Consider the following 24,202-nt stretch of genomic DNA (forward strand, 5'->3'; position numbering starts at 1 on the left):
AAAAGCGACATCCGAGCGATACCCTACTGCCCCTCCTCCAGGCTGAAGGCCACCAACGAATCACCCAGCTTGGTGCCGAACGAGCCATGCCCGCCGGCCATCTGCACCACGTACTGCTTGCCGGTCTTCTCGGACACGTAGGTCATCGGCGTCGCCTGGCCACCGGCGGGCAGGCGGCCTTTCCACAGTTCCTTGCCGTTTTGCAGGTCGTAGGCGCGCAGGTAGTAATCCAGGGTGCCGCTCATGAAGGCCACGCCACCCGCGGTGACGATCGGCCCGCCCAGCGCTGGCGTACCCACCGGCAGCGGGATGCCCAAGGGCGCGCTGTCGCGGCTGGTGCCGTTCTTGTGCATCCAGACCTTCTTCATGCTGCGCAGGTCCAGCGCGGTGACGAAGCCCCAAGGTGGCGTCTGGCACGGCAGGCCGATGACCGACATGAACGGCTCCAGTCGCACCATCCAGGGCGCACCCAGGTTGGGTTGCAGGCCGGTCTCGCCGCCACCGGAGCGCTCGTTCGGGTCAACGTCGCTGCGCTTGACCATGGTCGAGACGAAGGCCAGGTAGTTCGGTGCGCCGAATAGCAGCTGGCGGCTCGGATCGACGGCCACGGACGGCCAGTTGAAGGTCCCCACGTTACCCGGATAGATCAGCGAGCCCTGCTCCGACGGCGGCGTGAAATCGCCCTCGTAGCGCAGCTGGCGGAACTGGATGCGGCACATCATCTGGTCCAGCGGCGTGCCACCCCACATGTCGCGCTCGCGCAGTGGCTCGTCCGGCGCGTAGCTCACGGCCGAATAGGGCTGCGTGGGCGCGGTGAACTCGCCATAGTCGGTGCCTTGCGGCACGGGCATCTCGTCGACCGGCACGATGGGCTCGCCGGTGCGCCGGTCGAGGATGTACAGGTCGCCGCGCTTGGTCGGCTGGATGATGGCCGGGACCTTGCCCTGCGGCCCGTCGATATCCACCAGCGTGGGCTGCGAGGGCAGGTCGCGGTCCCACAGATCGTGGTGCACCGTCTGGAATTCCCAGCGCACCTGGCCGCTCGCCAGGTCCAGCGCCACCAGGGTATCCGTGAAGCGCTCGGATTCCGGCGTGCGCGGTTGCGCCCACTGGTCCGGCGTCTGGTTGCCGGTGGGGATGTAGACCAGCCCCAGCGACTCGTCGGCGGTGGCGATGGTCCAGGAGTTCGGCGTGCTGCGCACGTAGGTTTCGCCGGGGGCCAGGGGCTCGGTGGCGTCCGGATTGCCCGGGTCGAAATTCCATACCAGCTCGCCGCTGCGCACGTCATAGGCGCGGATCACCCCGCCGGGGGAATCCACCGCGCCGTTGTCGGTGATCGAGCCACCGACGATGACCAGCTTCTCCGTCACCACGGGCGGCGAGGTCGGCAGGTAGACGCCCAGCGCGCCCTCGCCCAGCCCGGCCTTGAGGTCCACCGTGCCGGCATCGCCGAAGTCCTCGCAGGGCTTGCCATCGGCAACGTCCAGGGCGATCAGCGTGCCGTCGTTGGTCGGCAGGAACAACCGCCGCTCGCAACGCGCGGCCGGCTCGGCCGTAGAGGCCGGCGCCTGGCCGTAGGCCGTGGCGTCGTGGTAGGCCAGACCGCGGCAGGTCATGTGCTGGTAGTACTCGGCATCGCGATTGATGCTCGGATCGAAGCGCCAGCGCTCCTCTCCGGTGTCGGCATCCACCGCGATGGCGATGCTGTGCGGGGTGCAGATGAACAGGTTGTCGCCAACCTTCAGCGGTGTGACCTGGTAGGTGATCTCGCCGGGGTCGCCCTCGCCCGGCAGATCGCCGGTGTGGAACTCCCAGGCCTTCTTCAGCTTGCCGACATTGGCCGGCGTGATCAGGTCCGCCGGTGCGTAGCGGTCGCCCCGGTCGGAGCCGCCATAGGCCGTCCACTCGCTGGCCTGGCGTCCGGCCTGACCTTCCGGGGCCAGACCCTGCATCTGCGCGTCGCTAAACTCACCGGTGATCGAGTGGTAGTCCTGCGTCAACGAATAGCCTGCCATCAGCGCACCGGCCAGCAGGCCGATCCCGAGCAGGCCGCTCGCACCGTCGCGCCAGATCAGCCGATCGCTGACATGACGATTGACGAAGGGCAGGATCAGCCAGAGCCCGAGGATGCACCAGAGGTCGATCCGCGGCGCCAGCTGCCACCAGTCAAAGCGCACCTCGTAGAACGTCCAGGCCAGCGTTCCCAGCAGCAACGCCGCGTACAGCCAGATCGCCGCGCGCCGCCGGGCGAACAGCAGGCCGGCCACCACCAGCAGACCGATACCGGCGACCAGGTAGTACCAGGAACCGCCCAGCGTCGCGAGGTAGCCGCCGCCGATGGTCATGAGCGCACCCAGCACCAGTACCACCAGGGCGGTCAGGGTAATACGCAGGGGCCGCGGCCCGTAGTCGATACTCATCGCAGTCTCCAGCCAGATCGATGCAAAGCAAAAAGCTGGCGAAACCTTCTGACACAAAGTCTTCGCCAGCTTGTAGTGGATGCGGCGCGGAGCCCTTTAGTTCAGCCCTTTTGGCCTGCCGGTCAGGCGGCCGCACCGACCGCAAGCGGCTGAGTCTCGGGCCGCTTGATCAGCGCATAGACCACCCCGGTCAGCAGGCTCCCCGCAAGGATCGCGACCAGGTAGAGCAACGCATGGTTGATCGCGTTGGGGATCAGCAGCACGAAGAGGCCGCCATGGGGTGCCAGCAGCTTGGCACCGAACGCCATGGACAGCGCGCCGGTCAGTGCACCACCGGCGATGCTGGCGGGAATCACCCGCAGCGGGTCCTTGGCAGCGAAGGGAATCGCGCCCTCGGAGATGAAGCAGCAACCCAGCACCAGCGCGGCCTTGCCGGCTTCGCGCTCGGTCTGGGCGAACTTGCGGCGGGCGATCAGCGTGGCGATGCCCATGCCGATCGGCGGCACCATGCCGGCGGCCATGGTCGCGGCCATCGGCGCGTAGCTTTGCGAGGCAAGCAGCCCGACGGAGAACGCATAGGCCGCCTTGTTCACCGGCCCACCGAGGTCGACGCACATCATGGTGCCCAGCAGCAGCCCGAGCAGGATGGCGTTGGAAGTGCCCATGGTGTCGAGGAATTCGGTGAGCCCGGCGAGCAGCTTCGCCACCGGCGTGCCGACGATGTAGATCATCACCAGGCCCGTCACCAGGCTGGCCAGCAGCGGAATGATCAGGATCGGCTTGAGCGATTCGATGCTGGCCGGCAGTGGAATCCAGCGACTCACCGCCTTGGCCGCATAGCCGGCGACGAAACCGGCGATGATTCCGCCAATGAAGCCCGCGCCGAGCGTGCCGGCCAGCAAGCCGCCGATCATGCCGGGCGCCAGGCCCGGGCGGTCGGCGATGGAATAGGCGATGTAGCCGGCCAGCAGCGGCACCATCAGCTGGAAGGCGGTTTCGCCGCCGATCTTCATCAAGGCAGCGGCTAGCGTGCCCTCCTCCTTGAACGCCTCGATGCCGAAGACGAACGACAGGGCGATCAGCAGTCCGCCCGCCACCACCATCGGCAGCATGTAGGACACCCCGGTCAGCAGGTGCTTGTAGACACCGGTCTTCTCCGCTTTCTGCTCTCCCGTAGCGGCACTTGCCGTGACGCCACCGCCGAGCACGGCCGCTTCCTGCAGCGCGCGATCCAGCGTCGCCTCCGGTTGCTTCAGTGCGACACCGGTGCCGCAGCGGAACACGCGCTTGCCGGCGAAACGGGCGACATCCACCTCGATATCGGTCGCCAGCAGCACCGCGTCGGCTTCCTCGATGGCCTGGGGGTCGAGCACGTTGCGCGCGCCCACCGAGCCGCGCGTCTCCACCTGCAGGTCGTAGCCCTTGCGCGCGGCCGCCTGCTGCAGCGCCTCGGCGGCCATGAAGGTGTGCGCCACGCCGGTCGGGCAGGCGGTGATGGCCACCAGCTTGGGTTTGCCGGCGGAAGGCGCGGCGGCGGCTTCGTCGACCTGCCGCAATTCGGTCGCGGTATCGGCGGCGCTGCGCAGGAAGCCTTCCGGATCGAGCAGCGCCTCGGACGGGGTCGACTGCACGACACGCTTGCCGACGAAACGTGCAAGCGACAGCGGCCCGGTCTTGACCACCACAACCAGGTCGGCCTCGGCGATCTGTTCGGCCGTGAGCGGCGAACCGATGGCCTTGGGATCGTGGACTTCCACGGCGGTCGACCAGCCCAGGCGATGAGCCGCGGCTTCGAGCAGGCGCGAGGTCAGCACGCTGGTGACCATTCCGTTGGGGCAGGCCGTGATGATGAGCAGATTCATTCCTTCACCTCTTGTAATTATTGGCTGAGCGGCTGCAGCCGCACGGCCGCTTCAAGCTCGGCCAGTTGCGCCCGATCAGTGATGCCGAAGCCGATTTGGCCGACGGCCTGAGCGGCAATCGCCGTGGCATGCGCCAGCGTTCGCTCGGCCGGCCAACCTGCCAGCAAGCCGTGGAGCATGCCGGCCAGCAGCGAATCCCCCGCGCCCACGGTGCTGACCACCCGCACCTTCGGCGGCTGGGCATGCCAGGCGGCAGCCGGCGAAAACCAGCTGACCCCCGCGGCGCCCTGGGACATCACGACATGTTCGATGCGGGCATTCAGGCGGCGCGCCTCGTCGGCCAGGGCCTGCGCGTCGGCCGGATCGAGGCCGCGGGCCTGGGCCAGTTCCTCTTCGTTGGGCTTGATCAGCCAGGGTGACAGTGCCAGCCCTTCGCGCAGCGCCGCGCCACTGGTGTCCAGCGCGACACGCGCACCGAGCCGCGCGAGCCGCTGCAGCAGCTCGACGAACCACGGCAGCTCGACGCCGCGCGGCAGGCTGCCGGCGACCACGACCAGCTCATGGCCCGGCACCAGGCGTTCGAGGCGGGCGAGCAGCTCGTCGCGCTGGGCGGCACCGACCTCCAGCCCCGGGCCATTGATATCGGTAATCCGCCCATCCGCCTCGGCCAGCTTGATGTTGCTGCGGGTCTCGCCCGCCACGCGGACGAATTCGTCGGCAAAGCCCCGCGCGGCGAACAGCTGCTCGAAAGGCTGCGCATTGGCTTCGCCGAGAAAGCCGGTCACGGTCAGCTGATGGCCGAGATCGGCCAGGACCTGGGCAACGTTGACCCCCTTGCCCGCGGCATGGACCTGCAGGTTGTCGCTGCGATTGACTTCGCCCAGGCGCAGCGCGGGCAGCTGCACGGTGAGATCCAGCGCGGGATTGAGGGTAACGGTCAGCACGCGCGCCATCAGCAGTGCTCCCCGACGAAGGCGCGCACTTCATGGGCGCCGGGCAACATCAGGGCCTGCTGAGCCAGCCTCTGGCAGGCGGCGAAGTCCAGCTCGCGCACCCGCGCCTTGACCAGCGCGATGCTGCGCGCCGACACGCTCAATTCATCAACGCCCAGCCCCACCAGCATGGGTATCGCCAGCGCATCGGCGGCCAGCTCGCCGCAGACGCCCACCCATTTGCCCTGCGCATGGGCGGCTTCCACCGTCATGCCGATCAGGCGCAACACGGCCGGGTGCAGCCCATCGGCCTGGCCGGACAGCGTCGGGTGGCCACGGTCGATGGCCAGCGTGTACTGCGTCAGATCGTTGGTGCCGATGCTGAAGAAATCGACTTCCTGCGCCAGCACCGGCGCGATCAGCGCGGCGGACGGGATCTCGATCATGATGCCCACCTGCAGGTCGGCCACCGGCAGTTCGACGCGCAGGCGGTCGACCAGCGCCTTGGCGGTGCGCCATTCCTCGATATTGCCGACCATGGGAAACATGATCCGCAGCGGCCGACCATCGGCGGATGCCAGCAAGGCACGCAACTGGGTTTCGAGGATGTCCGGGCGTTGCAGGCTCAGGCGAATGCCGCGCACGCCGAGGAAGGGGTTCTCCTCGGCCGGCATCGGCCAGTACGGCAGCGGCTTGTCGCCGCCGACATCGAGCGTGCGCACCACCAATGGCCTGCCTTCGAGGGCTTCCAGTACACGGCGGTATTCGGCTTCCTGGGTCGCCTGATCCGGCGCCTGAGCGTGGTTCATGAACACCAGCTCGGTACGCAGCAGGCCGATGCCCTCGGCACCGAGCGCCACCGCCTCGGGCGTCTCGCCGGCGGCGCCGATGTTGGCAGCGATCTCCACCGGATGGCCGTCACGGGTGATCGCCGGCTCCAGACGTCGCTCATGGGCCAGGCGCTTGCGTTCCTCCCGCGCGGCGCGCTCGCCCCGGGCCTGTTCGAGCTGCGTATCGCTCGGCGCCACCAGCAGCTCGCCACGCTCGCCATCGAGCAGTAGCAGGGTATTGGGCGCCAGGCCGAGCACACCGGGCCCGGCGCCGACGATCGCCGGAATACCCAGCGCCCGGGCAATGATGGCGCTGTGCGAGGTGGCGCCGCCGCCGGCGGTGAGAATGCCGGCGACGCGCTGGGCATTGAGGGTGGCGACGTCCGACGGTGCCACCTCGTCCATCACCAGAATGTAGGGCTCATCAGGGGCCTGCTCGGCTTCGACACCGGCCAGGCAGGCCAGCACGCGGCGGCCCACGTCGCGCAGGTCGGCCGCACGCTCGGCGAGCAGCTGGTCATGCAGCGCCTCCTGCTGCTGCGCCGCGCTTTCGATTTCCTCCATCCAGGCCGCCTCGGCGCTGAGGCCTTTCTGCAGGCGCACCTGCACCTCTTCGCGCAGGGCGGGATCCCTGAGCATGGCCTGGTGGGTGGTGAAGATGTCGCGGATGCTGGCGACCTGGCTCTGCGCGATCAGCGTGCCGATTTCCGCGAACACCTTGTCCAGCGCCGCGTCGAGCCGCTGCAGCTCGATGGCGGGCGATTCGCCGCGCCGCGGATAGTCGATCGCCTGCGGCTTGCGCACCAGCACCGGGCCGATGGCGATGCCGGGCGAGGCGGCGATGCCGATGACCTGCTCGCCGGCCCGCAGGGCGGGCACGTCCTGGGCGGCTTCATTCAGTTGCACGGTGGCAGCTGGCTGCTCCGCCGGTTCCCCGCCGGCTGGCAGCGGCTCGATTTCCTCGCCGAGCCCTTCTTCCACCGCGCGCACCAGCGCCGGCAAGGCATCATCGGCGATCGAGGGCTCGGCGATGAACTCCAGCACCTGCCCACGATGCGAGCCCATCGCCAGCAGCTTGCTCAGGCTCTTGGCGGACACCCCCGCGCTCTGACTGCCGGCCAGGCGCACGCGGACCTCGCCGGCGAAGGCCTGTGCGACCTCGGTCAGCACCTTGGCGGGCCGTGCGTGCAGGCCGTGGGCATTGGCCAGCGGCACCCGGGCACTCGGCCAGTCCGCCGGCACGTCGCCGCCCAGGGCTTCGAGCACTGTGCGACTGGAGGTCGCCTGGCTCAGCTCCGCGCCGCGCCCTTCGATCAGCAGGTTGCACAGGCGCTCGAGCATCGCCCGGTGCGCTTCGCCGAGGCTGGCCAGCACGAACAGGCCGTTGAGCGGCTGGCCATGGTGATCCAGCGACGCGGCGGGTGTGACGAACGCCAGCCCCGGTCGCTGCACCGACTGCTCGCTGCTCAGCCACCAGAGGCCCTCACCCAGCGGCAAGGCCTGGTCGAGCGCGAGCCCGGCATTGAAGCCAGAGACCACGCACTCGGCGCGCTTGAGCAGCTTGACGCCCTGCCAGGCCAGCTCATCGAAGTCGTCGGCGGCAACGCCCAGCCCCACCAGTTCGCCGTCGAGCGCCAGTTCCTGCGGCGCCCCCTGCAGCAGCGCGATGATCGCCTCGGGGCTTTCGGCGCTCTGCAGCGCCTCACTGAGGTCGCCCTCGCCGAGGGCGCGGGTCAGCAGCTGCAGCAGACGCAGATGCTCGTCGGAACGCGCGGCGATGCCGATGGCGAGGTGGACCTGCTGGCCGTTACCCCAGTCGACGCCCTCCGGAAAATGCAGCAGCCGCACGCCCGTGGTGAACACCTGATCGCGGGTTTCCGGGGTGCCATGGGGAATCGCGATGCCCTGGCCGAGAAAGGTCGAGCCCTGGGCTTCGCGTGCGCGCAAGCCTTCCAGGTAGCCGGGCGCCACCAGCCCGTCGGCAACCAGCACCTCGCCGAGCAGGGCCAGGGCGGCCGGTTTGTCCGCCGCGACCTGATGCATGTGGATGTGCTGCGCATTCAACTCAAGCATGGAGAACTCCTGCGGGGGCTCGCGATTGTTGTGGCCGACGGTGCGCCGGCATTGCCCGAATCCTGGGCTGGCGCTTCAGACCTGAAAGCTGCTGAAACGTTTCAGCCAAGGCTGGCACATTACGCAATATTGGGTAATTCTAGAAGCCCGAGTTCATACCACCCGTCTTTAGGCCCCCTGTTGAAACTGACCGACATCGCCCGCCTCGCCAACGTTTCGGTAACCACCGCCAGCTACGTGCTCAACGGCAAGGCCGCGCAGCGACGGATCAGCCCGGCCACGGTCGAGCGCGTGCTGGCGGTCGCCGAGCAGCAGGGTTTTCAGCTCGACCAGCAGGCCGCCGGGCTGCGCCGCGGGCAGTCCCGGACCCTCGGTTTCATCGTGCCGGACCTGGAAAACCCCAGCTATGCACGCCTGGCCAAGCTGCTCGAGCAGCGTGCGCGACAGCGCTGTTACCAGTTGCTGATCGCCGGGACCGACGACGAGCCGGACACCGAGCGCCAGGTCATCCAGGTGCTGCGCTCGCGACGCTGCGATGCGCTGATCGTCGCCAGCTGCCTGCCGGCGGACGATGCCGGGTACCGCAAGGTCCAGGCGACCGGCACGCCGGTGATCGCGCTGGACCGTGCGCTGGATGCCGAGCACTTCTGTTCGGTGGTCAGCGACGACCGCGAAGCCGGCGCGCAGCTGACCCGCTCGCTGGACGTGCCGCCCGAGGCGCATGTCGCCCTGATCAGCGCGCGCCCGGCGCTGCGCATCAGCCAGCAGCGCGAGGAAGGTTTCCGGCAGGCACTGGCGCAGCACCGCGGGCCGGTCAGCATCCTGCGTGCCGAGCAGTTCAGCCGCGCCTGCGGCCGCGCGCAGATGCTCGCCCTGCTCGACCGCGGCCCGCTGCCCGATGCGCTGATCACCACCGCCTATGTGTTGCTAGAAGGCGTGTTCGACGCGCTGCGCGAGCGCGACCTGCTCTGGCCCGAACAGCTGCGGCTGGGCACCTTCGGTGATGCGCAGTTGCTGGATTTCCTGCCGATCCGGGTCAACGCGATTTCCCAGCAGCACGCGCAGATCGCCGAGCAGGTGCTGGAGCAGGCCATTCGCGCCATCGAACAGGGCGACTACCGCCCCGGCGTGATCGCCATCGAGCGCGAGCTGAAGGTCCGCCGCGGCTGACGCCCTCTTGCGGGCGCCGACGCACTGGCGGAAGCTTGTCGTCTTTCGAACAGCCCGCCTCCCCTGATGAACATCGAACAGATCACCCAGCGCCTGCATGCGATCCGCGATCGCAACGACTGGCAGCGCTTTCACAGCCCGAAGAACCTCGCCATGGCCGCCAGTGTGGAAATGGCCGAGCTGGTGGAAATCTTCCAGTGGCAGACCGAGGACGAGTCGCGCCAGCTATCGGCCGACAAGCTCGAGCACGCTGGCCAGGAGGTCGGCGACATCCTCATGTACCTGCTGCTGATGTGCAGCGAGCTGGGGATCGACATGGAACAGGCGCTGCTGGACAAGCTGGCCGACAACGAGCGGCGCTTCGTCCGATGAGCGACCGCCATTTCGACGAGCTGGCGACGCGTTTCGCCGAGAAGATCTACGGCGGCGCCAAGGGCGCGATCCGCCTGGCCGTGCTGCAGGCCGACCTGGCCGAGATCCTGCCGCCGCGCCCGCTGCGGGTGCTGGACATCGGCGCCGGGCTCGGCCATATGAGCCTCTGGCTGGCGCAGCAGGGCCATGCGGTCACCCTCGCCGAACCCGCCGAACCGATGCTGCAAGGCGCCCGCCAGCAGTTCGCCGCAGCCGGCCAACAGGCCACCTTCATCCAGGCGCCCTGGCAGGAGGTGGAAGCGCATGTCGACGGCTGCTTCGACCTGGTCATCTGCCACGCCGTGCTGGAGTGGCTCGCCGAGCCCAAGGCGATCCTGCCGGTGCTGCACCGCCTGACCGCGGCCGATGGCTGGCTGTCGCTGGCCTTCTACAACCGCGATGCGCTGATCTACCGCAACCTACTCAAGGGCCACTTCAAGAAGCTGCGCAGCCAGACCTATGCCGGCGAACGGCAGAGCCTGACCCCGCAGCAACCGCTGGACCCACGCGAACTGGCTGCGCAACTCGCGCCGCACTGGCAGGTCGAATTCAGCAGTGGCGTGCGCGTTTTCCATGACTACATGCCCGCCGATTTCCAGGCCCGCACCGAGCCGGCCGACCTCATCGAGATGGAGCTGGCCTACCGCCGCCATCCCACCTTCGCCGGCCTCGGGCGCTATCTGCACTGGTTGTGCCGGCCACGCTGAGCCGGCCGGGAGGTTTCCATGTCGAACCGCGCGTTCTTGCCCTTGCTCTGCCTTACCCTCGCGGCCTGCCAGAGCCAGAACCCCTATACCGATGAATCGGCGCCGATCCCGCCCGCCCCTCCGGTGGAACAGATCCAGGCGCCCACCTACCCGGCCGCGCCCCGGGACTTCTCCAGCTACCAGCACTGGAGCTGGCGCAGCCCGCCAGCGGGCACGGCCTCGATCAGCGGTGAAGAACTGCAGGAAATGGTCGCCGGCGCCCTCGATCAACGGGGCCTGCGACCGGCGCCGCAAGGGGATCGCGGCGACGTGCAGGTCAGCGCCTCCGCACAGATGGAGACGCGTGTGCGGCAGGTCTACGATGACTATGGCACCCGTGTCGGTGCGGGCCGCTACGGCAGTTACGGTCACGGATACGGTACCGGAATCGGCATTGGTGCCAGCGCTCCTATCGTGCGCAATTACGAAGAAGAGGTGGTCTCGGTGCGCATCCAGTTGTTCGACGCGGCTTCCGGCCAACCGGTGTGGAGCAACCGTGCCGAATCGCGCAGCGGTGGCAATCAGGCCGAACGCAAAGACGCCACCCGTGACGCAGTGAACCGTGTACTGGCCGATTACCCGCCGCGCTGAAACGCAGCAACCTTTCTGGAGAACCAAGATGTTTCGGCAACTGTTGATGCTTCCCCTGTTGTTGCTGTTGGCCGCTTGCCAGAGCACCCAGGTGCAACGCGATTTCGACCCGCAGCGCGACTTTTCGGCCTATCGCAGCTGGGCGTGGAAAGAGCCCGCGCTGCAGTACCGCCCCGACGACCCGCGCATCAAGAGCGACCTGACCGAGCAGCGCATTCGCAGCGCCGTCAGCGAGCAGCTCGACCAGCGCGGCCTGCGACCGGCCACCGCCGGTAACGCGCCGGATCTGCGGGTACAGGCCTGGTTCATCGTCGATGACCGCACCCAGCAGTACACCACCTCCTCCATGGGCGCCTGGGGCAGCCCGTGGCATGGCTTCTGGGGCGGGCCGATGTACACCGACACCCGCACCATCCACTACCAGGTCGGTACGCTGCAGGTGGATTTCTACGACGCCGACGACGGCAAGCTGGTCTGGCGCGGCAGTGCCGAGCAGGTCCTGCGAGAGGATCCTGGCAGCCCGAGCGAGCGGGCCGGGATGTTCCGCGAAACCGTCGCCAAGGTGCTCTCGCAGTACCCGCCGCAGTGATCGCGCCGCGCCGGCGCGTGGGCATTCACCGTCGGCGCGGGGCCTCTGGTTAAACCTGCGGGCCCTGCCCGAGGCGAGGCGCTCGAACGCCCCCGCCTGATTCGCTATTCCTTCCTAACCCAATCGGAGTTGTTCGCATGCCTGTCGTTGCCTGGTGGCTTCTCGTTCTGCCCTTCATTGCCGGGTCCTTTCTGCCGCTGCAGGCCGGGATCAACGGGCAGGTGGCCAAGCACTTCGGCAGCGTCATGAGCGCGGCGATGCTGTCGTTCGCGGTAGGCACGGTAGCGCTGTTCTGCATCGTGCTGTTCCAGCGCGAGCTGCCCGGCCTGCAGGCCTTGCGCGGCCTGAGCGGGTATCACTGGTGCGCCGGTCTGCTGGGCATGTTCTTCATCGCTACCGCCGCCTTCGCCGGTCCACGCATCGGCGCGTTGCTGTTCATGGCGCTGGTCCTGGCCGGCCAGTTGAGCATGGCGTTGCTGCTGGACCATTTCGGCTGGGCCGGTTTCCGGCAATCACCGATCAGCCTGGGCAAGGTTGCCGGACTGTTGCTGATCGTCGGTGGGGTCTGGATGATCCGACGCGGCTGAAGGCCTGAATCGGCCATCGGCCGAGCCGCCGGATGGTGCGGGGCCGGCTAGCGCCGCTCGAAGGCGTAGAACAGATTGGGCTCGCTGACCAGATAGAGGTTGCCGAAGGCATCGAACGTCATGCCCTCGGCCTGCGGTACGCTCTCCTGCAGCCCGGCAAAGCCGCTCCACAGCGAGCGGAAGCTGACCAGCTCGCCCGCGCGGTCAAGCTCCAGGACCATCTTCGCTTCATCGCTGAGCAACACCAGATGACCGGTGCGCTCGTCGAAATGCACCGAGGCTAGGTCGCTGGCCATGTCCTTGTCGTCTATCCAGGCCTGGCGGTCGATGATCCGCAGGTTGAGACGCCCTTCGAGCGCCGCCTTGAGCCCCTGGATTTCGTAGAGCTTGCGCGGCGAGTGCTCCTTGACCACGAACAGCCGATCACCGGCTCGGTCGTAGCCCAGCCCCTCGAACCCGGCGTTGTCTTCCTCACCAAGCACCAGCGAGAGCGAGGCGAAGTCCTCGCGCTGCAGCACGCCCGGCCGTTCGGGAACGGGCAGGATGACCAGCGTCTGGCTGCGCTCCTCGGTGACCGCCAGCAGATCGTCGCCGAGGTAGGTCACGGCCTCCACATCGGTAAAGCCGGTCAGGGGATATCGCCCGATGAAGCGGCCGTCGCTGTCCAGGGCAACCAGTTCCTCGGGATTGTTCACCACCGCCCAGAGATGGTTGCGGTGCTCGTCGAAGGTCAGCCCCGAGAGGTTGTCGGCAACCGATGCAACCGGCTTCGCCTCGACCCGCACGCGGTATTCCGGCAGCCAGAGGCTGCGCGCCTCGTGTGACTCTTCCTTCCATGCCGATTGCAGCGAATAAAATATTCGCTCCTCCAGATGAAAGACCGCGGCGGTGTACAGCAGCGCGGCACCGAGCATGCCCAGCGCCCACAGGCGTGGACGAACCTCAGGCAGCCACCAGGGACGGGCTTGGGTAACAGTCGTCATCGTCTACTTCTCATGCTCGGAGCGCTGGCGAGACAGACTGCTCGTTGGTGATTGCAATTGCGTGACGCCGGGCGGCGCACGCCGAACAGCCTGGTAGAGACCGACCTGCCACCGCCGGGTTCAACGCCGCCGTCGGGAACTGCCAAGCGGTTTGGCAGCCCAATGCGCCAGGGAAGCGCTGCACGGGCAGCCTTACGAGAGGACGACAGGAGAGCAGCATGCGGGTGGAAGGCTTTTTCGAATGGTTGGGCCAGGCGCTCGGCACGGTGATTCGCTACATCGTCGACGCGCTCAGCGGATTCTTCGCCTTGTTCGCCTCGGCAGGCGCCAACTTCCTCGAAGGGCTGTCGCGCACCCTCGGCATGGACCGCTCGCTGGTCAGCCTGATTGCGTTGGCCATCGGCCTGATGCTGCTGGTCGGAGCCTTCCGCGCCTTCTTTCGTCGCTCCTTCGTGGCGGGGGTGATCTACCTGTTTCTGGGCCTCTGGCTGTTGAGCTGGTTGATTCACTGACAGCGGCAGCTCGCTCGCGCAACAGTGCGCGCGCTGAAGCCTGTTGTATGATGCCGGGTCGTTCTGGAGCCCTTCATGTCACGGTTGATGACCGCCTGGCAGCACGCCCCGACCCATCGACGCGTCTGGGCATTGGCTGCGCCGATGATCCTGTCCAATCTGTCCGTGCCGCTGGTGGCGCTGGTCGACAGCGCCGTGATCGGCCATCTGCCGCACGCACATCAGTTGGCGTCGGTCGCGGTCGGCGGCAGCCTGTACACGCTCCTGGTCTGGGTCATGGGCTTTCTGCGCATGGGCACCACCGGCTTCGCCGCCCAGGCGGCCGGTCGCGATGACGGCGGCTCGCTGCGCCGCATCCTGCTGCAAGGCCTGCTGCTCGCGCTGGGGTTCGCCCTGCTGCTGAGCGTCGTCGCCCTGCCGCTCAAGGGCGTTGCGCTACAGCTGATGCAGCCATCGGCCGAACTGGACGACCTGACCCAGCACTATTTCCACACCCGCCTGTTCGGCCTGCCCGCCGCGCTGGCCAGCATGGCGTTGATCGGCTGGTTCCTGGGCGCCCAGGACGCCCGCGCGCCGCTGGCGATCCTGCTGACCACCAACCTGACGAACGTGGCGCTGGACCTCTACTTCGTCATCGGCCTGGAATGGGGCGTGGCTGGCGCCGCGCGCGCCTCGGTGATCGCCGAGTGGAGCGGCGTACTGGTCGGCCTGGCCCTGACGCGCGGCGCGTTGCGTCGCTACCCGGGGCGGCTGGATCGCGCGGCCTTCTCCCGTTGGCTCAACTGGCGCCCGCTGCTGGCGGTCAACCGCGACATCTTCCTGCGCTCACTGGCGCTGCAGCTGGTGTTCTTCCTCATCACCGTACAGGGCACGCGTCTGGGCGATGCGACGGTCGCCGCCAATGCCTTGCTGCTCAACGGCCTGATGCTGACGGCGCATGCACTGGACGGCCTGGCCCATGCAGTCGAGGCGCTCAGCGGCCATGCCATTGGCGCGCGCAGCCATACCGAACTGCGTCGGGTGCTGACGGTATCGGGTGGCTGGTCGCTCCTCGCGAGCCTGACCTTCGGCCTGTTCTTCCTGCTCGGCGGCGACCTGTTCATTGGCCTTCAGACAGATATCCCGGCGGTGCGCGACACCGCCCTCACCTACCTGCCCTACCTCGCCGCGCTGCCGCTGGTGGCCGTCTGGAGCTACCTGCTTGACGGCCTGTTCATCGGTGCCACCCGCGCGCGGGAAATGCGCAACGCCATGCTGCTGGCCGTCGCGATTTCGCTACCATTGGGCTGGCTGCTGCGCGGGCTGGGCAACCACGGCTTGTGGCTCGCCTTCCTCGGCTTCATGCTCCTACGCGGTGTCTGCCTGGGCAGCATCGCCAGGCGCCTGCAGCAGCAGGGCCAATGGTTCGACCCGATCCATGCGCAGCCCGCCGAAACCACCATTGTCGTCACCAAGGGACCCTGAAACATGGTCTATGCCGTCGCCGCCTACCTGCACTTCGTGGCGATTTTCCTGCTGTTCGCCCTGCTGGTGCTCGAACATCAGCTGTTTCGCCTGCCACTGAACTTCAAACGCGCGCGCAGCCTGTTCCGCGTCGACCTGGCCTTCGGCATCGCCGCCGGCCTGGTTCTGGTCACCGGCGCCGCTCGCGCCATGCGCTACGGCAAAGGCCTGGACTATTACCTGAACAACAGCTTCTTCCACGCCAAGATCGGGGTCTTCGTGCTCGTCGCGCTGCTGTCGATCTACCCCACGGTGACCTTTCTGCGCTGGCGGCCGGCGCTCAAGGCCGGCGAGGTGCCGGCCATCAGCGCAGCCAGCGCGCGCGGAGTCAAACTGGTCATCCGCATCGAACTGGCCGCGCTGCTGGTGCTTCCTCTCCTTGCCGTGATGATGGCGCGCGGCTACGGCGTCCTCCCGCGTTAGGGCCGTCGCCAGGCAAGCCCCGGCGCATGCGCGGCGGAACCTGCACAGCTGGGCATCCCGGACGCCTGGAGCCTAGCGCCAGATGTTGTTGTTGATCTTGGCCTTGAGCTCCGGGTAGTCCGCGGCCTTGAAGGTGGGCACCACGCCCTGCTTGATCTGCGCCATGTAGTCCTTGGTCAGCTTCACCACCGTGCCCGACAGCAGGACGATGGCAATCAGGTTGATGGTCGCCATCAGCCCCATCGAGGCATCGGCAGCGTTGAACACCGTGGTCACCGCCTCGTATGCGCCCCAGACCACCATGCCCAGCGCCGCGACCCGCAGCAGCGTGAGGCCGAGCTTGTTGCCGGCGCCAAGGTAGATCAGCGCATTCTCGGCATAGGAGTAGTTGGCGACGATGGAGGTGAAGGCGAAGAACAGGATGGCGATGGCGATGAAATAGGTCCCGCCTGCGCCGATGTGCGTCTCCATCGCCTGCTGGGTGAGCTGCGTGCCGGTGACGCCGGAACCGGGTTCGAGCACACCCGAGAGCAGGATCATGATCGCCGTCGCGGTGCAGACCACAAGGGTGTCGATGAACACGCCCATCGCCTGGACCAGCCCCTGCGACGAAGGATGATGCGGGGCCGGCGTCGCCGTCGCCGCCACGTTGGGCGCCGAGCCCATGCCCGCTTCGTTGGAGAACAGCCCGCGCTTGATGCCATTGAGCATGGCTGCCGTCACCGACCCCGCCACGCCACCGGCGGCCTCCTCCAGACCAAAGGCGCTACGCACGATGGTCATCAGCACACCGGGGACCTCGGTGATGTTGAGCACGACCACGATCAGCGCCATCAGCACGTAGAGCCCGGCCATCAGCGGCACCACCAGCTCGGCGAAGCGGGCGATGGAGCGTAGCCCGCCGAAGATCACCAGCCCGGCGAGCACGGCGATGGCGATGCCCACCCAGAGCTTGGAAAAGCCGAACGCCCCTTCCATCGCATCGGCGATGGAGTTGGCCTGCACCGCGTTGAAGACCAGACCGAAGGAAATGATCAGCGCCACCGAGAACACACCGCCGGCCCAAGGCGCCTTCAGGCCCTTGGAAATGTAGAACGCCGGCCCGCCCCGGTACTGGCCTTCGCCGTCGCGCACCTTGTAAAGCTGCGCCAGCGAACTCTCGGCATAGGCCGTCGCCATGCCGACCAGCGCCACCAGCCACATCCAGAAGATCGCCCCGGCGCCGCCGAGATACAGCGCCACCGCGACACCCGCCAGGTTACCGGTGCCAACCCGCGACGCCAGGCTGGTGCAAAGCGCCTGGAAGGGCGAAATGCCGGAGGAATCGCTTTGCCGCGCCCCGCGAATGGCGCGAACCATCTCGCCAAAATGCAGAAATTGCAGGAAGCCCAGGCGGATGGTGAAGAACACACCCACCGCCAGCAGTCCGTAGATGAGCACGTAGCCCCAGAAGATCGTGTTGAGAAAATCGATGATCGCGGTCATGCAGGCCTCGTCTCGTGAACCGTTGGACTTGGGTTAACGCTAGTCGCTACACCACGCCCTAACCAGCCAGCGCGCAGCGACCCGAACCCATGGTCCGAACCGCAGCGGCGCCGAGGGTTCCATCAAAAGGCCATCCTCGTGCCACGGCGCTTGGCCCAGCACGACCACAGGCGTTAAGGTCGGACCACCTCAACCTTCGGGACGCACCATGGCCGCCAAACCCAGCAACACTCGTCAACAGACTCACCTGGCCGTGCTCATCGACGCCGACAACGCCCCTGCGGCCATCGTCGAGGGGCTGTTCGAAGAGATCGCCAAGTATGGGGTCGCCAGCGTCAAGCGCATCTACGGCGACTGGACCAAACCCAACCTGGGCAGCTGGAAGAAGGTGCTGCTCGACTACTCGATCCAGCCGATCCAGCAGTTCGCCTACACCTCGGGCAAGAACGCGACCGACAGCTCCCTGATCATCGATGCCATGGACCTGCTCTACACCCGCCGCTTCGACGGCTTCTGTCTGGTCTCCAGCGACAGCGACTTCACTCGCCTGGCTGCTCGCCTGCGCGAGGAAGGCCTGACCGTCTACGGCTTTGGCGAACAGAAAACGCCCTCGCCCTTCGTCTCGGCCTGCGACAAGTTCGTCTACACCGAAATCCTGCGCGCGGACACACCCAAGACCTCGCAGGAACCGCCGGTCAACGGCGAGCGGTCCAGCACGCCGACGCCCGTCGACAAGCCCGAGGACGAGAGCGAGGCCAGAACCGCCGAGAAAAACACGGGGGTCAAATCACAGAAGGTGCCGGCCGATTTCATCGCCAAGGTGCTCAGCGATATCGCCGACGAAGACGACGACTGGGTCCAGCTCGGCGCGCTCGGCTCCAACATCAGCAAGCTGCGCCCTGCCTTCGACCCACGGCTGTACGGCTTCAAGAAACTCAGCGACCTGATCAAATCCCAGCCCAAGCGCTTCGAACTCGAAGCCCGCGGCACCACCTCGACCGGCGGCAAGGCCGTCTACGTCAGGAACCTGAAACCGGTGAAATAGCGCGCCGCCCGGGCGAAGCCTGTATCCCGCCGGCCGCAGCAGGTTCGGCTGGCCGTCCCTCGCCCGCCAGCATCTTGCAAACAATCCCGTACAGGACGGACCGAACCCACACCCTCACAACCCTTCTAAGCAGACATCGACTCAAGGAGGTTTCCATGACCAAGGCATTGCTCACCACCCTCGGCCTCGCGCTGTGCGCGCCCGTAGCGCTTGCCCAGACGCCCAAGCCTGAAGTCATTTCGCACCTGAACGGCCTGGACATCGACATCAGCGCCATGGGCGTACCGACCTCGACCACCGAGGCCGGCGGCGAACTGGTCGGCATCCGGGCAGTGCGAGTCAGGAACAACACCGGAGACACCGTGACCTGCGAATTCCACGTCCCCAACGATGCCCGGGCCGACACCTCCGCCCCGCCCGTCTTCACCATCAGCCCCAACACCCAGCGCGTGGAACGGGTGCCGGGCGAGTATTCCCCAGATGAACCCTTCGCCGAGCTGACCTGCCGCGCGGCCGGCCAGGCGGTGGGTACGCCGACCGCGGTACCGTCCAGCGAACCGGATGCCGAGGCCGCGGCGCCCGCCCCCGCGGACGACCCGACACGGGCACGTAACCCATCCGACCGGGATCGTTGATCAGGCAGTTCGCCTCGACCAAGGAGCCCACGTCGCGGCAGGGGAAAACCGGATCAAATGGTCCGCTTCGGAGCACTTGGTTTGTGCGTCAGGCACGAAAAGGCGGCGCGCCACATACCGCCTAGGAGGGAGTGCCGCTCAGCGAAACGAGTGAACTAACCGCCTGGCGGCGCGATCCCCTTTAAAGCACCGTCAGAGCAACAGGGGCCGACAGTGCCTCCGTGCTGCGCAGGTCCGAACCCAAGCGATGAGGAGTTCCTCGTGACCGTTATCACCCACCGCACCACCGAAACCACGCACAGCGTTTCCCGCCATCTACCCGGCCCGCTACACGCCATCCTGCTGGCCGGGACCGTGCCGCTGTTTCTCGGCGCCCTGCTGAGCGACATCGCCTATTTCCGAAGTTACGAGATTCAGTGGAGCAACTTTTCATCCTGGCTGATCGCCGCGGGACTGGTGTTCTGCGGGTTCGCGATCCTCTTCGCGCTGGTCAACCTGGCCCGCGCCCGACTGAAGAAGGGGCGCCCGCTGATCTACCTCGTGCTGCTGGTCGCGGCCTGGGTTTTCGGCTTCATCAATGCGCTCGAACACGCCAAGGACGCCTGGGCCACCATGCCGCAGAGCCTGGTGTTGTCGATCATCGTAACCCTGCTGAGCTGTGCGGCGGCCTGGATCGGCCTGTCCAACCTGCGTAATGGAGGTGAAGCATGAAAGTCATCAATGCCGTTTCCCTCCTGAGCGTTTCGGTACTGCTCGCCGCGTGCGGCGGTGGCGGCGACGAGGCCCAAACCTACGGCGCCGAGCCCAAGCTCCCTGAGCCGGACCGGGGCCTGCTGCCCAGCATGACCATCGCCGACCCTGGCGAATGGGGTGATGAAACGCCGACGGTGCCCGAAGGCTTCACCGTGACGGCGATCGCCACCGATTTGAAGATCCCGCGACAGACCCTGGTGCTGCCCAACGGCGACATCATCGTGGCCGAAGGCCGAGGCGGCAACGCGCCAAAACTCAAGCCCAAGGACGTGATCGCCGGCTACATCAAGGCCAAGGGCGTCACCTCGGTCGAGAGCGGCGACCGCCTGACCCTGCTGCGCGACGCCGACGGCGACGGCACCTACGAAACCCAGAATGTCTTCGCAGAGGATCTCAACGCGCCCTACGGCCTGGCCTTTCATGACAACAGGCTGTACGTCGCCAACCAGGACGAGCTGGTGCGCTTCGACTACGAAGAAGGCCAGACCGAAGCCAGCGGCCCGCCGACCAAGGTCGTCGACCTGCCGTCGGAGATCAATCACCACTGGACCAAGGCGATGACCATCAGCCCGGACGGCCAGTACCTCTACGTCGGCATCGGCTCGAACAGCAACATCACCGAGCGCGGCATGGAAGCGGAAGTCGACCGCGCCATGGTCTGGCAGATCAACACCGAAACCGGTGCCTACAAGCCCTACGCCACCGGCCTGCGCAACCCCACGGCCCTCGCCATACTGCCCGGCACGGACCAGCTCTGGTCAGTGGTCAACGAGCGCGACGAGCTGGGCGAGGACCTGGTTCCGGATTACCTGACCTCCGTTCAGGAAGGCGGCTTCTACGGCTGGCCTTACGCCTACTGGGGCCAGAACGTCGATGACCGTGTCCGCCCTCAGGACCCGGACAAAGTCGCCGCCACTATCGTGCCGGACTACGCGCTGGGCTCGCACGTAGCGGCCCTGGGCCTGGACTTCTCCGATGGGGCCATCGGCGGCGAATTCGCCGACGGTGCCTTCATCGGCGAACACGGCAGCTGGAACCGCGAGACTCCGGTCGGCTACAAAGTCATCTTCGTCCCCTTCCGCGACGGCCGGCCCACCGGCGAGCCGATCGAATTCATGACCGACTTCCGCAAGGACGACAAAACCCGCGGCCGCCCCGTCGGTGTAACCGTCGATCCACGCGGCGCGGTGATCGTGGCGGACGACCTGGCCAACGTGGTGTGGCGGGTGACGCGCAACCAGTAAGCGACAGCCATCGCCCGCAACAGCCAGCGGCAGAACACTGTTGGCTGTTGCGGGGCAAGTATTCTTGCCGCCATGTAGGGACGAATTTATTCGCCCAATAAACCGCCCCCCAAGCCGGGCAACATGGCTTGCCGCTACACAAGCGGAAGCTCTCGTGTTTATTTCACAAGAGCCTGCAACCAATCAGAGCAACGCCACTGGCCACAGAAAGTCTGGGCGCCCTGTCGATAAACGGAGTTCCAGTGGTCGACCTCAGCGAGTGTGAAGTAGTCACTTTTTCATGACGCGGTAATCTGCGCCTTCGTACCGGGGCGATAGGCAAAACCGCAATGCGATCCTTTCGCCTTGCTCCATCGCGAAAGACGATCGCTTGCCGGCCGATCCACATCCTTGACTCTAAGCCGGAGGCCTTCCATCAAACGCATGCCGGCACCGTAGAGCAGACGCGCAACCAACCCGACCTCCCCAGAAAGGTGGGCAAGGACCTGTTGGACTTCCTGTTGAGACAGCACAACCGGTAATCGGGCCGGCTTTTTGGCACGGATAACCTCACCCAGCCAGGGCAAGTCATGCTTGAATACCTGCTTATAAAGAAACAGCAAAGCTGCCAACGCCTGGTTCTGGGTATAGGCTGACACGTCACGGCGAACAGCCAAGTCCGAAAGGAACGCCTCGACCTCCGGCCCGCCCATTTCGACAGGATGTCGATAATCGTGAAAACGGATGTAACGCTTGATCCACTCGCAATAGACATGCTCAGTTCTGATCGAGTAATGTTTGAGCCGAATCTGCTCACGCACCTGATCGAGCAATCTCGGTTTCCCATCCATGGTGCGTAACTCCCTTAGTCACATCCCCTCGGAAACGCCCAGCTTAGACAAGGAGAGTCATGATGACAAGGAATGTTATACCCCAAGCCCGCTCAGCGTCTTATGCACCATTTGGTGTCTAATTATAGTTAGGGGATCACTTTGGAACAGGCAGTCATCGTTAAATTCTCCTACGGACTTGACTCTATTAAAGAGATTTTCGACTTAGAGGATTTACTAGAAAGCGCCATTGAATCTGCGGGCGTTGGTGGCTTTGACGGCGATGAGATTGCAGTGGATCTTAGTGATGGCTATTTGTATATGTACGGCCCAGATGCGAATGCAGTTTACGCGGTAGTGGAGCCGATTTTAAAATCAGCAAGCTTTATGAAATCGGCTCAAGTAACCCTAGTTTATGGAGAGCTAGGTGGAGATGTACCGAGGAAAATAGTCCACCTTTCCTAACTACTGGTTCAAACCGTTCGCTTCGCTCACTGGGACGGGCTAAAGCTCGCCCCTTAACCAAACGTTAGCCTACATATGAAACTACACCGTGCTAGGCAGTTAATAAATGACGGGATTGATCGAGCCAATCCAATGGGTAGCCTCATTCATGTTCTCGAATCAGCTATTGAGCTAGTGTCGCTCCCGGACAACGATTTCTGTTGGTCATCCTGGGAGAGTGAACAAGAAGCGAAGCAAGAGATGCTTGCACTGATAGGTTCAGTAAAAGCCGGCGTTTCACCTGAAAAACTAAAAATATCAGTGCTGTTTGCTCCAACTGGCCCGTTGCAAGAGGTCAGCATGAGCAGTGGCTGGGCTGACGCATACCTAAAATTGCAGACAGATACGATGAAGTTGAAAGTATTCTGTGGTGAGCGGCTAACAAGGCGCTCAAATCGTTCGCTTCGCTCACTGGGACAGGCTAAAGCCTGCCCCTTAGCTTAATCGTTAAATGACAATGACTTGTGCCATGCCAAAACGCATAGAGGAACTGACGGTTGCTGACTTGGAGGGTAACCGTTGGTGTGTATATCACAACGACGAGGAAGGCTATGACAGTTTTGAGTTCGTCATACCCGACACTCATCCGGACGTCACAGAGCATGCTATCGAAATTGAGCTGGCGAACTTTATCTTCTCTGACGGCGAAGTCTTCAAAGGTTTATTTGACGGGTCAGAATCGTTTTCAGTTTTCCACAATGGTAATTGGCATTCATTCTGGTATGGCACCTCAAAACCAAATAAAAACACAGTCAGCGAATTCAAAGAATTTCTAAATATCAACCAGCTAGCCTTGCCCGTTTTGGCAAAAGCCGCATGGAGCGGCGCATCAAGAACATACAACGGCTTACAATACGTTGATGACACCGGAGCAATTCGTGAGCTTGTCATTTAACAACTGGTTCAAATCGCTCGCTTCGCTCACTGGGACGGGCTAAAGCCCGCCCCTTAACCAAACGTTAGAAGGACTCAGAATGATCCTAAATGCAATAATCAGCGGATCATCGCATGATCCTCTCTATGAGATGGCCTTGATCTACTGCTTTGATGAGTCCAAGAATTATTGCTTCTCGCTAACTCGAAGACCGGATTCAAAAGAAATAGAAATCATGGTCGTCGATCAAGTAAACGAAAGAGTCGAAACTCTTGCGGTCGATCTTTATAGAAATCAAATACAGGCAAAGATTCCTCCAGAGCCGGCTAAGAAATTGGATGGGCATGAAAAATACATTATTGGATTTCAGGTCGACGATCTTGAGTTCAAAAATATCTCGGCTGCCCTTGAAAAAATCTTTGATGGCAAACCCGGGTTAACAGTGCATGCCTTCTAACTACTGGTTCATATCGCTCGCTCCGCTCACAGGGACGGGTTAAAGCCCGCCCCTTAACCAAACGTTAGGCCATGAATATGAGCAATGTCGAGTTGTTGCCATCCTCTCTAAGAGAGCAGTCTATATCTAAGAGGGAGATCGTATTGCCACTGCTGGCTGTACTAGAAGCCATCGATTTTTTTGAGTCTAGAGAAATTCAGATTCTTGGCTGGGAGGGGTGGATAAAGGACGTTCAAGGTCGTGTCGGTCATGGCAGCGCCCCACAAGGAACCGTTAGCCTTGAAGATCTCTCGGTACAAGAAGCCATAAAACTGTGTCGCACAACTATTGTAAGCGAAGCGACTCAATGGGAAAAAGATAATCAAGGCACTACTGATGTACTGCACTTTTGCATTACAGTTCGGGCCTAACAATCGGCTGTTGTCGCCCCTCCGGGGCTGGGACGGCCTTTCCGCCGCTGCGCGGCTCCAAGCCCGCCCCAAAGCCTGGCGTTAGAAGCGGCTCTTAATTTTGGTGGTTTATATGCACGGAAGCATTAATTCAGCTCCTCGGCCAAACATCAGCACAGTTGCAAGCTATGAGCGTCGGCGCGCAAAACATTTGAATGTTCGTAGCCTTTTGCTGTGGCCTTGCCGGCCCATCGCTGGGGCAAACGCCATTGATCGCCACGCCTTTCTTTATCTGTCAGCGCCAGCACGTTCGTTGCCCACCCTTTCGGTTCGGCCTGATGTACATTTGGCGTTGTCTGCAAATTCAGCGCTCGA

At 64.6% G+C, this 24,202-nt stretch carries 24 protein-coding genes and 1 pseudogene; 18 read left to right on the forward strand and 7 right to left on the reverse strand.

What is annotated here, in order from left to right; genetic code table 11:
* Positions 1-23 precede the first annotated feature (23 nt).
* The 4 genes from MST27_RS19835 to ptsP form a co-directional block, all read right to left on the reverse strand.
* A complete protein-coding gene (locus tag MST27_RS19835) occupies positions 24-2,420 on the reverse strand; it encodes a membrane-bound PQQ-dependent dehydrogenase, glucose/quinate/shikimate family (protein WP_243607649.1) in 2,397 nt (798 codons plus the stop codon).
* Between the two features lie 122 nt (positions 2,421-2,542).
* Complete coding sequence (locus tag MST27_RS19840; protein ID WP_243607650.1) at positions 2,543-4,282, reverse strand: PTS fructose-like transporter subunit IIB; 1,740 nt, start codon at positions 4,280-4,282, stop codon at positions 2,543-2,545.
* 17 nt (positions 4,283-4,299) lie between these two features.
* Positions 4,300-5,235: a 1-phosphofructokinase gene (gene pfkB / locus MST27_RS19845; RefSeq protein WP_243607651.1), complete on the reverse strand. Its 936-nt coding sequence runs from the start codon at positions 5,233-5,235 to the stop codon at positions 4,300-4,302.
* The gene (gene ptsP, locus MST27_RS19850) at positions 5,235-8,117 is read right to left on the reverse strand and encodes a phosphoenolpyruvate--protein phosphotransferase (RefSeq protein ID WP_243607652.1); all 2,883 of its coding nucleotides are present in this window, start codon (positions 8,115-8,117) and stop codon (positions 5,235-5,237) included. The genes pfkB and ptsP overlap by 1 nt, the downstream gene beginning before the upstream one ends.
* A gap of 180 nt (positions 8,118-8,297) precedes the next feature.
* Here ptsP and cra point away from each other — a divergent pair, with 180 nt between their 5' ends.
* The 6 genes from cra (at position 8,298) to MST27_RS19880 (ending at position 12,211) form a co-directional block, all read left to right on the forward strand.
* On the forward strand, positions 8,298-9,287 hold the full coding sequence (gene cra, locus MST27_RS19855) for a catabolite repressor/activator (protein ID WP_243607653.1): 990 nt from the start codon (positions 8,298-8,300) through the stop codon (positions 9,285-9,287).
* 66 nt (positions 9,288-9,353) lie between these two features.
* Entirely contained in the window at positions 9,354-9,659 is a 306-nt protein-coding gene (locus MST27_RS19860; protein ID WP_013981886.1) for a nucleotide pyrophosphohydrolase, read from the forward strand.
* Positions 9,656-10,405: a methyltransferase domain-containing protein gene (locus MST27_RS19865; RefSeq protein ID WP_243607654.1), complete on the forward strand. Its 750-nt coding sequence runs from the start codon at positions 9,656-9,658 to the stop codon at positions 10,403-10,405. The genes MST27_RS19860 and MST27_RS19865 overlap by 4 nt, the downstream gene beginning before the upstream one ends.
* Before the next feature lie 18 nt (positions 10,406-10,423).
* Complete coding sequence (locus MST27_RS19870; protein WP_243607655.1) at positions 10,424-11,035, forward strand: DUF4136 domain-containing protein; 612 nt, start codon at positions 10,424-10,426, stop codon at positions 11,033-11,035.
* A 28-nt stretch (positions 11,036-11,063) separates the two neighbouring features.
* The gene (locus MST27_RS19875) at positions 11,064-11,624 is read left to right on the forward strand and encodes a DUF4136 domain-containing protein (RefSeq protein ID WP_243607656.1); all 561 of its coding nucleotides are present in this window, start codon (positions 11,064-11,066) and stop codon (positions 11,622-11,624) included.
* A gap of 137 nt (positions 11,625-11,761) precedes the next feature.
* Positions 11,762-12,211: a DMT family transporter gene (locus MST27_RS19880; protein ID WP_243607657.1), complete on the forward strand. Its 450-nt coding sequence runs from the start codon at positions 11,762-11,764 to the stop codon at positions 12,209-12,211.
* A 47-nt stretch (positions 12,212-12,258) separates the two neighbouring features.
* Here MST27_RS19880 and MST27_RS19885 read toward each other — a convergent pair whose 3' ends face one another.
* Positions 12,259-13,194, reverse strand: a complete 936-nt coding sequence (locus tag MST27_RS19885) for an SdiA-regulated domain-containing protein (RefSeq protein ID WP_243607658.1) — start codon at positions 13,192-13,194, stop codon at positions 12,259-12,261.
* 218 nt (positions 13,195-13,412) lie between these two features.
* Here MST27_RS19885 and MST27_RS19890 point away from each other — a divergent pair, with 218 nt between their 5' ends.
* The 3 genes from MST27_RS19890 (at position 13,413) to MST27_RS19900 (ending at position 15,632) form a co-directional block, all read left to right on the forward strand.
* Positions 13,413-13,706 (forward strand): hypothetical protein, encoded by a 294-nt coding sequence (locus MST27_RS19890; protein ID WP_243607659.1) that lies wholly within the window; start codon positions 13,413-13,415, stop codon positions 13,704-13,706.
* Positions 13,707-13,781: 75 nt separating this feature from the next.
* Positions 13,782-15,170: an MATE family efflux transporter gene (locus tag MST27_RS19895; protein ID WP_243607660.1), complete on the forward strand. Its 1,389-nt coding sequence runs from the start codon at positions 13,782-13,784 to the stop codon at positions 15,168-15,170.
* Positions 15,171-15,173: 3 nt separating this feature from the next.
* Positions 15,174-15,632: a DUF2214 family protein gene (locus MST27_RS19900; protein WP_243607661.1), complete on the forward strand. Its 459-nt coding sequence runs from the start codon at positions 15,174-15,176 to the stop codon at positions 15,630-15,632.
* A gap of 72 nt (positions 15,633-15,704) precedes the next feature.
* Here the strand turns inward: MST27_RS19900 and MST27_RS19905 are convergent, their stop codons facing one another.
* Positions 15,705-17,117 (reverse strand): alanine/glycine:cation symporter family protein, encoded by a 1,413-nt coding sequence (locus MST27_RS19905; protein ID WP_243607662.1) that lies wholly within the window; start codon positions 17,115-17,117, stop codon positions 15,705-15,707.
* A 208-nt stretch (positions 17,118-17,325) separates the two neighbouring features.
* Here MST27_RS19905 and MST27_RS19910 point away from each other — a divergent pair, with 208 nt between their 5' ends.
* The 4 genes and pseudogenes from MST27_RS19910 (at position 17,326) to MST27_RS19925 (ending at position 20,794) form a co-directional block, all read left to right on the forward strand.
* Positions 17,326-18,162: an NYN domain-containing protein gene (locus MST27_RS19910; protein ID WP_243607663.1), complete on the forward strand. Its 837-nt coding sequence runs from the start codon at positions 17,326-17,328 to the stop codon at positions 18,160-18,162.
* A gap of 155 nt (positions 18,163-18,317) precedes the next feature.
* Positions 18,318-18,686, forward strand: a pseudogene (locus tag MST27_RS19915) (hypothetical protein); the annotation flags it as partial.
* A 372-nt stretch (positions 18,687-19,058) separates the two neighbouring features.
* The gene (locus MST27_RS19920) at positions 19,059-19,508 is read left to right on the forward strand and encodes a DUF2231 domain-containing protein (protein WP_243607664.1); all 450 of its coding nucleotides are present in this window, start codon (positions 19,059-19,061) and stop codon (positions 19,506-19,508) included.
* Positions 19,505-20,794 carry a PQQ-dependent sugar dehydrogenase gene (locus tag MST27_RS19925; RefSeq protein WP_243607665.1) on the forward strand — a complete coding sequence of 430 codons (1,290 nt, stop codon included), beginning with the start codon at positions 19,505-19,507 and terminating at the stop codon, positions 20,792-20,794. The genes MST27_RS19920 and MST27_RS19925 overlap by 4 nt, the downstream gene beginning before the upstream one ends.
* 278 nt (positions 20,795-21,072) lie before the next feature.
* Here MST27_RS19925 and MST27_RS19930 read toward each other — a convergent pair whose 3' ends face one another.
* A complete protein-coding gene (locus MST27_RS19930; RefSeq protein ID WP_243607666.1) occupies positions 21,073-21,624 on the reverse strand; it encodes a phage integrase N-terminal SAM-like domain-containing protein in 552 nt (183 codons plus the stop codon).
* Positions 21,625-21,765: 141 nt separating this feature from the next.
* On the opposite strand from MST27_RS19930, the gene MST27_RS19935 reads away from it, so the two are divergent.
* From MST27_RS19935 to MST27_RS19955, 5 genes are all read left to right on the forward strand, one after another.
* Positions 21,766-22,068: a hypothetical protein gene (locus MST27_RS19935; RefSeq protein WP_243607667.1), complete on the forward strand. Its 303-nt coding sequence runs from the start codon at positions 21,766-21,768 to the stop codon at positions 22,066-22,068.
* Positions 22,069-22,200: 132 nt separating this feature from the next.
* Complete coding sequence (locus MST27_RS19940; protein WP_243607668.1) at positions 22,201-22,551, forward strand: hypothetical protein; 351 nt, start codon at positions 22,201-22,203, stop codon at positions 22,549-22,551.
* 25 nt (positions 22,552-22,576) lie between these two features.
* Positions 22,577-23,002: a hypothetical protein gene (locus MST27_RS19945; protein ID WP_243607669.1), complete on the forward strand. Its 426-nt coding sequence runs from the start codon at positions 22,577-22,579 to the stop codon at positions 23,000-23,002.
* Positions 23,003-23,081: 79 nt separating this feature from the next.
* Positions 23,082-23,438 (forward strand): hypothetical protein, encoded by a 357-nt coding sequence (locus MST27_RS19950; protein WP_243607670.1) that lies wholly within the window; start codon positions 23,082-23,084, stop codon positions 23,436-23,438.
* A gap of 71 nt (positions 23,439-23,509) precedes the next feature.
* On the forward strand, positions 23,510-23,848 hold the full coding sequence (locus tag MST27_RS19955; protein ID WP_243607671.1) for a hypothetical protein: 339 nt from the start codon (positions 23,510-23,512) through the stop codon (positions 23,846-23,848).
* Positions 23,849-24,202 lie beyond the last annotated feature (354 nt).

This window comes from Stutzerimonas marianensis (genome assembly GCF_022810315.1).
Classification (GTDB): domain Bacteria; phylum Pseudomonadota; class Gammaproteobacteria; order Pseudomonadales; family Pseudomonadaceae; genus Stutzerimonas; species Stutzerimonas marianensis.